Below are 12,990 nucleotides of genomic sequence, written 5' to 3' on the forward strand. Positions count from 1 at the left end.
GCTTGCATACTATTTAACAATACCAACAAGTTATGACCACAAAATGGCTAACCCCAGAACAGGCCATTGTCAAAGCCAATCTCACTGTTACACCTGAAACCTTAAAATCTTACATTTGGGAACAACAGGGAAAAACTACTGCTGAAGAACAATTCCAAGCTTTAGGATTGCTATTTGACAGGGAACGCTTGCGTGCAGGTAAACCTAACTTTTTGCAAGTTTTAGAACCAGTAAGTGAAGAAAATAACTACACCGACGATGAAATCGATTCTCATCAGTTAGACGGTGATGAGCTAGAAACATCTGCTACCAACAGAGTAAATCAACTAGAGCCATTTATTTTCGAGCAATGCAAAGTTCAAATCGTTATCACCCTACTACCTACACAACCAACAGGAGATAGGCCTGTAATGATTGCTGCCAGCAGTCACGGTGATTTTCCTGTAGTTACCCTACTCAATCAAGAAGAACTAGGTGATTTACCACCTGCAATTGTTCAACTACTAGACGAACTGAAAGCTGATTTTCCTAAACGTCAAATTCGCCGGAATATAGCCCAGACTCAAAGTGCCAAAATTAATAAGCCACACATTCCTCAGACTCCAATTCGCAGTCAAACTACTAGCTCAGATACTACCAAGCCACTTAGTAATAATACGCAGATTTCACTGTTTTAAATGCCATGACTAACATAAATAACAACAAATTACTTGTGATCTATGAAGGTCAACAACACTGGATTCCGGAGGCGATCGCCATTGACGACCAATTACTACGGGATGCTTTTACTCCTCTTTGCGCTGAACTGGCCAATGCACACATTGAGCGTCAACCGGGAAAACCCATCCACATCATCAAGAAGCCTGGTAAAAAAGGCACTTTTTCTCTAGATTGCCTGATAATGGCTTCTGAAGAAATCAACCCCGCTGTCCAAATGTGCTACCAAATGCGTCAACGTCAGGTGATCACTGGAATTGACTGGCAAAATGCAGGACAGCTATCAATTCAGATTGAAGAGGCGATCGCATCTGGGACAAAATTTTCTCAGTCACTCAACCAAACCCTAAAATCCCTCAAAGCCAGCATTCCCACATCTAGCGTTATCTCTGAAGGTTTTTGACTGCTGACAAAAGGGGTTGGAAATTGACTTGAGGGATAAATTATTGTCCGAATTACAGCAGTTTGCATTTTGACTGAAGTCCACCCCACACCCTAACTCTGTCTCTGTGTTATTCAATTCCGACCCCAATAAATGACGAGTCGCACTAAAAAATGTCTCACCTTGTACCCCTCACTATGGCAGAGGCAATTTACAGCCTTAGTCAGTATCAATTTACCTTAGATGCTACTGAATCATTTGAATATCTGGAAACCCAACTCAATATCTACTCCTTATTAGGACTGTATCAGCACTACTTCCCTAACGAATGGAAAGCCAGTCAAGCCACTATTTACTCACCTACAGATATAGATTGCCATAGTCCCAGAGAACTGGAATTCATTGTACTGATTTACACTCATTTGTTTCCCTTATCTGACTGGACTATAGAAACAGCCCACGAACAAAGATTGCACAGTATTCCTATTACACCAATGGGTATTGATTGGACAATGGATGGAGAAATTGAACATCTTAAAGACGGTTGGCAACTACTTTTACCTTTTAGCCATAATGGTCGCTGTTGGCTTGATGACATAGACCCAGAAGGTAGCGATTGGTTTGATAGTGAATTTGCAATTTACGAAATTACGTACAGTGACATCGACCACCCAGACAAAATTGACTACAAAAAACTAAAACGGCAGTGTCATAACTTAGATAATCCTTTAAAGTTTCTGCCTTTAACTTTAAAACTGCTAGATCATGAAACTAAAAACCTTTGGTTGGACCAGTACGCAGAAGATTATTACCACCAACCTGACTGCACCTCTTTACCTTGGTCAAAAGCATCTATTGATTTTCTCACCAGAAAATGGCAGCAAGCTGACCGAATCCTGAACTGTGCAGCTAACTTAATAGATTGGTTAGAAGCAGACTTAAAACCTCATGCTCAAATCCTACTAAAACTATGGAAACAAGCATTGAAACCACATTAATTGAAACTACATCGACAGCAGTTTTATCAGGCGAGATTTTACGAGCAATTTTGGCAGAACATCCCCGAACATCTCCAGTAATTCAAGCAGAATTGCTATTTTTGGATGGTATTTACATCTTCCACCACAAAGACACAGAAATTCCCGAAGCTCATATTTACAAATGTATTTCACCCGCAGCTTTGAGAACTGCTTTCAGCAATGAACCCATTGATACAGGTTGGATGGAACCAGGAATTGTGCGTTGGGGTACGGGCAGTACAGACACATATCTGGTAAAATTCATACCACCAGCCACTTATACGATCAATTGCGATGAACTTGGTACTTTAACCGTTCCGCTACCTGCAATGGTGTTTGTGGGTAAGGGATTAAAATACTGGGTTTGGGCAATTCAAGAACAGGAGTTTACTCCTCAAGCGCCGGCCTTTCATGCGCCACTACCCAATATCTACAGTTCTGGACAGGTGTGTTGGGGAGTGAACGAACCACCTGCTGCTAATGGTCTATCAATTAACCATGCTTGGAATTTGTTTATTTCTAGTATTTTCACTAACCATTTAACAATAAGTAAATCACAAAAATACCGCAAGGATGTTCGCCAGCAACTTCTAAAACTGCACAAAAGATGTAGACGCGCAACCTATCCTGTATCTGACCTTGTGCCTATCGGCAATCAAAAAAGTGTCGCTATCCTTGTGCAGGAAATCCTTGATGAACCTATTGCTTGAAGGTATTATTGGTTACAAAATTGTCACATCTTCATCTCTGCCTACACACACCAGCAGTGGACTAGAGTACCTTTATGCCGGAAATGGTATCTTTGCTAGAGCCATTCGTCCTGGTATAGAGGTATTAATGCCCATTTGCTTGAGTACCCAAACTATCAAAGGGCTACCTCATTTAACGCCTTATCTCAAAGTCACTCCCTTAATTCCCAAAGCTCTGCTACTGGAAATGTGGCGGTTGAGTTATCAAGCTGGCAATCAATTTCACGAAATTCTCTTTCACCTCCACTGTACTGATGCAGGCTGGGATTTACAAGTCCCACAGCAAATTCAAACTCCAACTAGCTGTCAGCCAACCCATTCTGGTAGCGACTCTTCCCACCATAAAGCGGCTTTCGATATCCATTCCCACGGTTCCTTAGCTGCCTTTTTCTCTACTACTGATAACGCTGACGAATCTGGCTTTCGTATCTATGCGGTACTAGGTCGAGTTAATACCAAAAAACCAGAGATTAAATTACGGGTTGGACTGTTTCGCCACTGTTGGGATGTACCTGCTAGAGCAGTGTTTGACATTGAGCGAGACTTTTTCATGGTTGATGTCTCGCTTTTATCTGGATGCAAATTTTACAGTACTGATGTACCGCCCATCAACGTGATGGAGAACTTATGGAGCTAAATCTTGATTTGGCAAATGCTTGTCCTGTAGTGAGTTTCAACTACTCGAAAATAGAACTGTGGTTAGTTGGGTGTGGTGGTACTGGTTCTTGGTTGGCTGCTTCTTTGGTTCGGTTAGGCAGAGTTCTTTCTCAGCAAGGTAAACAGGTGAAACTTTGCTTTGTTGACCCGGATCGTGTTGAGTCAGCTAATGTTTTACGCCAGTGCTTCTGTGATGCAGAAATTGGACTCAACAAAGCCAAAACGCTGGCACTGCGCTACTCCCTGGTTTGGAAGATGGAAATTAAAGCGATCACTCAACCTTTCCAACCCAAATGGATTGTCCCCAGCTACAATACCCTGATTGTTATCACTGCTTGCGTAGATAATGCCAAAGCCAGAGAGTCAATTACCAAAGTACTTGAGTACAATACTCATCGTTCTGCCCCTAGTATTTGGCATTTAGATTGTGGTAACTCTAAGCGTAGTGGTCAGGTACTATTAGGTTCTCATCTGTCTAATAATCCCAATGACTATTATTTTGAGGCTTTGGGCTGCTTTCGTTTACCTGCTCCAATCATACAGCAACCCGACCTACTGGTTCCACAACTAGAAGAGTTGGCAGACAACAACTTGTCCTGTGAACAAATGGCTTTGCTTAATAGCCAGTCCTTGAGCATTAACCAGCGAGTTGCTGCGGAAGCCTTTGATTATTTGTTGCAGTTGACGACGGGGAAACTACGACGATTTGCTACTTATTTTGATTTAGAGAGTGGTAGCGGCAAATCTCTGTATACAACGCAAGGCAGTATTATGCAGGCAATTAGATGATTCTCCCGAGCCATTTCTGTGCTTAGTCGTAGCTCGTCGTAGATAACCAAGCACTGTACAGAATCAACTGTACAGTGACTTCAATTAAGCAAACCAGCCCGCAAAGCTAATACAGCCGCTTGAGTGCGATCGCTTGCACAAAGCTTGTCCAAAATTCCACGCACGTATACTTTTACACTTCCCAAGCTGAGATAAAGTTTTGTAGCAATTTCTTTATTGGTATAGCCTTGGACAATTAACTCGAGGACTTGTTGCTCGCGATTTGTCAGTGGATTTGCTTTCAGAATGCTTGCTTGCTCCTGGTCAATTGCAGAGATAGTTACCGTCTGAGTAGCATTCGGTTTCACCACAGTCGCTGCTCCAGTACGAGTATGCTTGAGAACAATACGAGCGATCGCTGGATCAATCCACGACTGACCTTCATAGGTCATGTGCAGCGCTTCCAGCAACAACTCGAACTTAATTGTCTTCACACAGTAAGAGTCTGCTCCGGCTGCAAACGCTGCTAGTACCATCTGCTCTTTGGCAAAGGAAGTGAGCATTATAACTTTAGTCTGTGCTGCTGATGGTGCTAGAGATTCTCGAAACTCCTGCACCAGACATATCCCGTCTTTATCTGGCAAACCAATATCAATGATCGCTATATCTGGTTTTGTGCTTTGGAGTAGTTTCAAGCCATCAAAGGCTGTAGCTTCATCACCTACTACTTCAATACCTTCTTGTTCATTGAGAGAACTACGCATCCCAATCCGCGTTAAGCTGTGGTCTTCAATAATTGCCACTCGAATATCTCCCATCATTCACCTCAGCAACTTGGTAATTAGTGCTTTTCTAAATGTCGAATATGCTTTGAAGCAAAGGATTACTCTATTGGACGAAAAATTTTAGCTATTGAGCCAAAAAGTGGCTATTGAGGCATAAAGCAGCTACATAAATAAGTCTGCACTAATATTTCCAGCCATGTTAAGAAATTTAAATTTAGTGATTTAATCGAAAAATTCTCTAAAAAAATCTTCCTAAAGTCTTAAAAAAATATAAAAACACTGAAGTTAGACTAAAACGAATACACTTTATTCTCACCTGTGTCTACATCATACCCACAGCAGGATGCATCTTATCTCTAACCAAGAACCCTGGCTCTAACATATCAGCAGATTAAGAATCCGTAATTACGAATTAGTAATTGCATTACAGATGGGAGTTTAGACCCCAGCTATAAGATTGCGACCTGTAGAGTTCAAAGAGTATAACCAGTTGTTTAATGAATATAACTTCAGAAGAAACAAACCAAAGAATTCTGCTTGTGGATGACTCAGCTGATAGTCTCCGCTTGCTGCAAGTCACTTTGAGGCTGAAGGGATACAACGTGACCATAGCCCACAATGGTACTGAAGCATTGGTACAAATTGCTGAATCTCCTCCGAATTTGGTACTGCTAGATGTAGTGATGCCAGATATGGATGGCTATGAAGTTACTCGGCAAATTAAGCACAACTCAAACTTACCTTTTATTCCAATTTTGCTAGTAACAGGTTATGAAAAATCAAGTGTTGTCAAAGGTTTAGATGCAGGTGCAGACGAGTTTATTCGTAAGCCGATAGATAAGGAGGAATTACTGGCCAGGGTAAGGGCTTTGCTGAGACTGAAACACAGTATGGACGAACAATTTTTTCTCAATCAACGACGGGAAGATTTTGTAACTCGACTGACTCACGATATGCGAACTCCTTTGATAGCTGCTGACCAATTCTTGAATTTGCTGCAAAGAGGTGTTTTTGGCAATACCTTATCAACAATGCGTGAATCTTTAGAACAAATGGCTCAGAGTAACCAAACTTTGTTGTCAATGGTCGATACCTTGTTAGAAGTTTACCAGTATGAAGCTGGAGGCAAAACTCTAGATTTCTTTGTGGTTGATCTGTGGGAATTATGCCAGCAGGTAGTGCAAGAACTAATGCCTTTGGCTAATGTTAAACAGTTATCTCTCAAAGCTGTCTTGGCAGAAGGTACTGAAGCTTCTTTATTTAAGGTTAGAGGCGATCGCCTGGAACTACGCCGACTCCTCACTAACTTAGTCGGTAACGCCATTCGCTTCAGCGATGTTGGCTCAGTAAAAGTTCGCCTCAATTCTACTGTTCAAGGGGTAACGATTGAAGTACAGGATACAGGTATTGGCATGAGTCAGGAAGAACAATTACTCTTATTTGATCGCTTTCGACAGGGCAATCATCAGCGTCGCGGGAATGGTTTGGGATTATATTTGTCTCGTCAAATTGTTGAAGCTCATCAAGGAAATATTTCTGTTTCATCGACTGTTGGAAAAGGCAGTATTTTCACAGTTTATTTACCTGTCTACTCACCTGATTGCTGATTTTATTCAACTAAAAAATTTTGTTACCAACCACGAGTAGTTGAACTTTTATCACCCAGTTTATCAATTGCCCCAGGATCGCTATTGAGGAATTCATCTAAATCTTCATAACCACTTGGATAATAAGAACCTGATGTATGTTTGACAGTATTTTCCTTAATTATTAAGCTATCACCAGTTTTGAGATAAGCGTATTCGGGATAATGCTCATCTTGGGATATATGAAGAGAAGGAGTGATTAATTCATCTCCTGGCGAATCTGGGTCATCATCATAAAGCATGACTAATAAACCATTTTCGAGTCGTTGAATTCTTTTATTCATAAAATCTAGGTTGAGCTTCAAAAATTTGTAGCTTGAGTAACACAGTGGAAAAATGATAATACGATTAAAAGTTGTGTTCAAGTTTTAACTTTTGAGAAAGCCTGCTAGCAAAGCTAATAACGTGTAAAATACCGTTGACCATAAAATCAGTAAATTATCCACTTGGATGATTTTATCGCGTGTTATTTCATGCCAAGGTGAATATTAGAGTCTTATGCTTGTTAAATAAGCAGTATAATAGATTATTCGTAATGGATTTAACCACTAGAGTCTTAGAAGGTTCTGGTCTGAGTATACCTATCTTTGATGGGTCGTATAACAATGGTAAGGGGAGATATTTATCTGAACCAGAAATCATTAAAAATTCTCTGCTCGAACAGATGTTTGAAGCAGAAGATTTACAATCTCTACTACTGGTTAAAATCGATAGTAAAAATCCAGATGCTAACCATTTAAGACATAGAACATTTCAGGATGAAATCCAACGTAAATTAGCTTTCAGTTCTGGCAATAGTTATTACTTTGCTGATGATTTGCTGCATAAAAAAATTAGACGCTTATTCGCTACAGAACCGGATACTGCTTGTCGCTATGGTTCTTTGCTAGTTAGCAATTGCTATAAAGGCTCAGAAACTTTTACAGGGCTGCGAGTTAAAATTGTGGATTTTGAAGATTCACAGTATGCTCATTATAAAACAGGAGACTGTCACGGCAAGATTTCGCCCCAACTTGCCAAACTATTGGGAGGAGAACGCAATTGTCCATTCCAATTTCGGTTTGCTTGGAGGAGTAATTGGGCTGAATCAGATAATTCCCAGTGTCCAAAAACCAGCTTCTTGTCCAAAGGTACTTTTCTACCCGATGCGAATTTGACCGATGTTGAAGGCTACGACATTATTATGGATCGTTCCTCAATTAAAGGCATTAAAAAATCAGAACTTAAAAACTTAATACCTTGCGGTGACTATGAGTTTCCTCAAGCGGTAATCGGTAATCGAGGTAACGCCAAAGCCACCAGCTACGATAATAGTTGGCAGTTTACCATTTGGTACTCAGAAGAAGCAGTCAAACAAGATTTGAGCCAACCCACCGAAGAAAAAGCTAGAGAACTGGCCCAATTGCAACGCAATCCCTTAGCGTTGGCAAAATACATCATCCAACAATATGATAAACAACAGCGATCGCCTACGGCGGGCGTTCCGCCATCGCAGCAAAAGCAGTCAGAAGAAGCTTTTAACGAAATTGAGGATAATGCTAACAATCAAGCACAGGAATCTCGCTGGATTTCCTTATTACGTAGCGATAAATATGGTCAATTGATTGAAACCCCGAAATTCCGCAAGTTTGCTACCGATTACATAGCCAATCAATGGCGTGACCTAGCAATTAAGGGAGGATACAACCATAATTCGGGTATGGCAATGCCGTGCGATCGCCTAACTCGTGGCACAATCTGTGTACCCCATCTACCGGAAGGAGATGTCATTCTCACCCGTTACCCCATCGTCAACTCAGACAACATCCGCCTCTACCAAAACATCCACGATCCAGAATTGAAAAAAACTCGCAACGTAGTCTGGATTCACCCCAAGGATGCCGAAGAATACCACCAAGCCGATTTTGACGGCGACCAATTAATGGTCAGCCCAGCCAGTAAACTGCCTAATATTGCTCAAGAAACTCTCCGCGCAGGTGAACCAGGAAAATTTGAACCAGTTAAACAACGCCCTAAGCTGGCATATACGGAAATTACAGATGAAGAAGGCAACTTAAAATACAAAAGTTTAGCAGAGATTGCTGCTGCCAGCAGTCAAAATAAAGTAGGGCTAGTAGCAACAAACATTGGGCGTGTACAGTCATCGATGCCCAAAGAAGGTGAGAATGTGGAGCGATTTGGCAGACGACAAAGGAAGTTACTAAATCGTCTATTTCAAGCACTTCAGGTAGAGGTAGATTCGCCCAAAAGTGCAGAAAGATTGGAAGACATCAAAGAAATAGATGGGGAAAATTTGCTAGCTGATGCCAAACAATGGTCAGAATCTCATCCCAGTTACTTTTTTGACTTTAAAAAAGATGAACGGCTTTATCGCTCCTTTGCTATGCCTGCGGATGCTCCCGGCTCAATTAACGTCATTGCCAGAGTTGTTGTCAATCCTTTGTGGGAACCAACACGCATTCGCAGCAGAGACAGGCACGAGTTTCGCTACCTGTTTCCCAAAGAGATGCTATCTGTAGATGCCCTGGAATGGGCAGAAGAACTGAAAACAAGGTTTCAACAAGCTAGAGACGAAATTAAGGAACGGGTGGGAGATGACAGGGAAGCCTTTAATGAGGAATTAGGAAAGCTCTACGAAAGCTATCGAGCGGAGATTGATGAATTATTCACCACTCCAGAAGAGAAGTTTGTCAGTCCAAAAGGCAGACTCCGCCAACGCACAGAAGGTGCGGCGGCACTGTGGCACACACAACACACTCGTCCAGAATTAGATCGGCATCGCAAAGACTGTTTAAAGCTGGCAGAACAGATGGAAATTACGTTTTCGTTTCAGCACGATTATGAACTGCCAAGCGTTGCATTACCACAAGATATTTATGTTTTGAGTGTTCCTTTCGGTGCAGGTGCTGTTAAATGGAAAGAATCTTTAGAACAAAAGGGAATTAAATTTGATGCGACAATTCATCCTCAATTACCTTTAATTGAATTTGCTTTGAAAGACTTATCCCCCAAAGTAGTTGATAAATTAGCAGCTAAATTTGGTGAAAACGTTAACGATTTAGATGAACTTAATATCCCCAAGGATTTAAGAATTATCCCGCCAGCAGATCATAGTTGGGCAACATCACGTCAGGATTCAGGTGTTGGTGCTTTGGCATATAACCTATTTACAGATGAAGTATGTCAGCAGCTTCAGGATTTTCAGTTTGATGAAATTAAAGTGTTGGGTATCAAATACAATGACTTCGCCAATGAAAACTTTGCTAGTAAGCATTGGAAAAAGCGCAGCGTTACTTTGGAAGTAGGAGTTTTTGAGTTACCCGAATCACACCCAGAGTTTTATCGTTACAACGGTACACCGATATTACAGATTGATGGCAAGAATTTAGGGACTTTTGCTCCCGACAGCCCAAAACTACCAATTGGTGCTACATTTGCAGCTACTTTGCAGCCAGATGGCTCTAGTATTATCCTCAAGGTTAATCCTGAGTCAATCAATCTACCAGAAGTTCCATTACCGGAATCAGAACCAACGTTAGATACTGCGGGGCAATTGGGAGCCATTCACCGTGAACTCTGGCGTAAAGAAATGTTTGATAATTTAGTAGGAGCGATCGCTATCACCTACGAACAGCGACAAGTCCATCAATCTACAAGTAATGAAATTGAGCAGTTCAAAATTGGTAGTCATTGGACTGCTTATGTGCAATCCAGTGGTGATTTTATTGTGCGAAATGAAGGTAAGCGGACGATTTGTCGAGGCAATCTCGAGACGGGTGAGGAGATATTTCCACTTTCAGAAGAACGTGCCAGTGAGCTAGAAGCGATGATTTTAGAGAGAGCGCGATTACTTCACAGAAAACATGATGTATCACATAATTTACACCATATTAGCAGTCAGGATATAGATTTGAACTAAAGTGGTAAAAGAGATTATTTAAAATTATTTTGGCAACGGTATTGACTATGTGAGATGTTAAATAAACTATCGGAATGAATTTGACACTAACCTTGTTGGGGTTAGTTAACTATGCAAGTGAAGCTAACCCAAGTGTTAGAATTAGTATCCCCCGAAAGCAACGCTTAACTCTAGAATCGTTACTAGATTTAATAGCGAAGGTAAAAACAGCAATATTAGCCAACTGGACAACTTATAAATCGCCATTTGGTCTAGCTGTTTTCAGATCAAGCCTTGTTAGGTTAACTCTTAAGGCAATCAGCTTTGAGTACCTATGGCTACCAAAACACTGACCAAACCTAAGCAAAGACAAAATTCTCAAAATCGCTCATGGGAAAACCTGACAGATCGCCGTAAACTCCGCCATATTGAAAACACATTGGATAAAGCGATCGCATCTTCAATTCAGAATGATTCTATCCAGTCCCACGAAGACTTTAAAGCCTATGTAGAAAATTACAGCCAAGAATCGGGCAAAGCCCCCATTACTGTAGAACTCTGCGTAGGAGGTGGGGATAATGACGAGATAAAAGGTTATCGTTTCTACCTCACCAGCGATCCCAGCCACAGAACTAGCGGTAAGTACCTAATTAAAAATTTAGAAGGAATTACCAGCAAAGATGAAAACTACTTCACCCCTTCTAACATTGCTGAAATTTGCGGTTTTGCTGCAACAGAACTTGACGATATTGATGATGAATTAGAAGATAATCTGCTCGATTTAGATGAACAAGATGAAGAAATAGAAGCTATAAACAACGAACTAGACGACCTGTCAAATGACGATTTCAACACTCAAATAGACGAATTAGATGATTTAGGTGAAGAAGACGAGTCATTTATTAGTCGTGTGAAGATACCCCCGACTAAAACTCAAGCCAAAACTTCAGCTAAAACCCAAAGTAAGCCCCAAACCAAAACACAAGCTAATCTTCAAGATAGAGCTAAGACTAATAACACTGTTGCCAAAAATACCAACTCCAGAGAACCTATAGACGAAGCTTCGCGGTTAAGTGCCACAGCTGCTACCAATGGACGAGAAGTAAATGGTGTGAATTTAGCTGGACTAGCTGGACAATTGGGAACTCTGGGAATTGCGGTGGGACAAGGTATTTTAGAACAGCTAGCAGCCGAAGCTGATGAAAAGCGGCTGGAACGAATTCTTAAAGAACTACAAAGGCAAAATGACCGTGTAGATAACATAGCTAGTCGCTTGCAAGAAGCAAAGCCGGACTCATCAGAGTCTCAAAAGTCTCAAGATTCTCAAACTGTATCTGAAAAATCAGCCGCAGACAATCCACTGGCTGTAGCTGCTACTAAAATCGGCTCGAAAGTAGATAATCTTGGTTCCAAACTAGACCCCAAATACCAATCTCAACCATTTGAATTAGATAAGAATGCCAGCATCAACGAACAGCTTAACCAAATTGAAGCCTACTTAAAAGTTCTTTCCAAACGACTTGATAGTTTAGAAATGGTAGTTAGCCGATTGGAAAAACAGATAGTAGCACAACAAAATAATTCTACTGTTGTTGAGTCAGAAACTGATACAGATATTGTCCCACCTAACTCTACTAGTCAGCCACCGACAGAAGTTGATATTTTAGAACATCTGACGAAACGCCAAGTACAGCAACAACAAGCTGCCTGTGCCGATGGTTTAGTGGGGTTTGCCAAAGTAGCTGGTGAATTACTTGACCAATCACCCCAAGACGGCATTCCTATTTCCAATAACAAAACTTTATGGGTAGAAGGACAAGGTAAACAAGTAGCGATCACCTTAAAAAATACCCAAGGTGAAACACTTTTTGCTGGTACTCGCACTCAGGGACAGTGGGCGATCGCACAAGACAATCTCAGCAGAGATGAAAAGACTGGTATTTGCAAACTACCACAGTCTAAAGAAGAATACGCTCTCAAAGCCAGCACCCAAGCATTAATTCAAAAATTTCAAGAACAGCTACCTAACCCATTTAACAGCAACGATGAATCGACATTCACCTGGACTGAAAAGGGCAAAGTCAAGTACGAGTTTGAAGTAGTGAAACTATCCAATGGTACACAGCTACTTCAAGGATTTAACCCTAATCGTAACGATGAACAAGTGCTTGATGCCGTTTTAGTACCAGGGCAGCCCCCAGACATTTTGCAGTGCAGCATCCCCCTGCGTGAGATAGAAGCGGTACTAGACAATCAGCAATCAACTCGCTCTACCCAAGCCCACACTGATAAAGATACTGCAAAACAACGCCAGAAACAAACTCAAAGAAAAGCCAGCAAACCAGAAATGCAAGTTTAATTTATCGAGA

Annotated in this window: 11 protein-coding genes; 9 read left to right on the forward strand and 2 right to left on the reverse strand. The window is 41.2% G+C overall.

Annotated features, from left to right (window positions below):
• The first annotated feature begins 32 nt into the window (after positions 1 to 32).
• From AACU25_RS34890 to AACU25_RS34915, 6 genes are all read left to right on the forward strand, one after another.
• Positions 33 to 677: a hypothetical protein gene (locus AACU25_RS34890; protein ID WP_096584723.1), complete on the forward strand. Its 645-nt coding sequence runs from the start codon at positions 33 to 35 to the stop codon at positions 675 to 677.
• A gap of 5 nt (positions 678 to 682) precedes the next feature.
• Positions 683 to 1,120 carry a hypothetical protein gene (locus AACU25_RS34895; RefSeq protein WP_096584726.1) on the forward strand — a complete coding sequence of 146 codons (438 nt, stop codon included), beginning with the start codon at positions 683 to 685 and terminating at the stop codon, positions 1,118 to 1,120.
• 152 nt (positions 1,121 to 1,272) lie between these two features.
• Positions 1,273 to 2,097, forward strand: a complete 825-nt coding sequence (locus AACU25_RS34900; protein ID WP_096584729.1) for a hypothetical protein — start codon at positions 1,273 to 1,275, stop codon at positions 2,095 to 2,097.
• Entirely contained in the window at positions 2,070 to 2,828 is a 759-nt protein-coding gene (locus AACU25_RS34905) for a hypothetical protein (protein WP_096584732.1), read from the forward strand. The genes AACU25_RS34900 and AACU25_RS34905 overlap by 28 nt, the downstream gene beginning before the upstream one ends.
• Positions 2,812 to 3,504: a hypothetical protein gene (locus tag AACU25_RS34910; RefSeq protein WP_096584735.1), complete on the forward strand. Its 693-nt coding sequence runs from the start codon at positions 2,812 to 2,814 to the stop codon at positions 3,502 to 3,504. The genes AACU25_RS34905 and AACU25_RS34910 overlap by 17 nt, the downstream gene beginning before the upstream one ends.
• A complete protein-coding gene (locus AACU25_RS34915; protein WP_096584739.1) occupies positions 3,495 to 4,313 on the forward strand; it encodes a ThiF family adenylyltransferase in 819 nt (272 codons plus the stop codon). Before AACU25_RS34910 ends, AACU25_RS34915 begins: the two co-directional genes overlap by 10 nt.
• Positions 4,314 to 4,393: 80 nt before the next feature.
• Here the strand turns inward: AACU25_RS34915 and AACU25_RS34920 are convergent, their stop codons facing one another.
• Entirely contained in the window at positions 4,394 to 5,110 is a 717-nt protein-coding gene (locus AACU25_RS34920; RefSeq protein WP_096584742.1) for a response regulator, read from the reverse strand.
• A 464-nt stretch (positions 5,111 to 5,574) separates the two neighbouring features.
• Here AACU25_RS34920 and AACU25_RS34925 point away from each other — a divergent pair, with 464 nt between their 5' ends.
• Positions 5,575 to 6,684, forward strand: a complete 1,110-nt coding sequence (locus tag AACU25_RS34925; protein ID WP_096584745.1) for a hybrid sensor histidine kinase/response regulator — start codon at positions 5,575 to 5,577, stop codon at positions 6,682 to 6,684.
• A 23-nt stretch (positions 6,685 to 6,707) separates the two neighbouring features.
• Here AACU25_RS34925 and AACU25_RS34930 read toward each other — a convergent pair whose 3' ends face one another.
• Positions 6,708 to 7,007 (reverse strand): hypothetical protein, encoded by a 300-nt coding sequence (locus AACU25_RS34930; protein WP_096584748.1) that lies wholly within the window; start codon positions 7,005 to 7,007, stop codon positions 6,708 to 6,710.
• Positions 7,008 to 7,258: 251 nt separating this feature from the next.
• Here AACU25_RS34930 and AACU25_RS34935 point away from each other — a divergent pair, with 251 nt between their 5' ends.
• Complete coding sequence (locus tag AACU25_RS34935) at positions 7,259 to 10,642, forward strand: RNA dependent RNA polymerase (protein ID WP_096584751.1); 3,384 nt, start codon at positions 7,259 to 7,261, stop codon at positions 10,640 to 10,642.
• Positions 10,643 to 10,955: 313 nt separating this feature from the next.
• A complete protein-coding gene (locus AACU25_RS34940) occupies positions 10,956 to 12,980 on the forward strand; it encodes a hypothetical protein (protein WP_096584754.1) in 2,025 nt (674 codons plus the stop codon).
• Positions 12,981 to 12,990 lie beyond the last annotated feature (10 nt).

This window comes from Tolypothrix tenuis PCC 7101 (assembly GCF_963874875.1).
Lineage (GTDB): Bacteria > Cyanobacteriota > Cyanobacteriia > Cyanobacteriales > Nostocaceae > Aulosira > Aulosira tenue.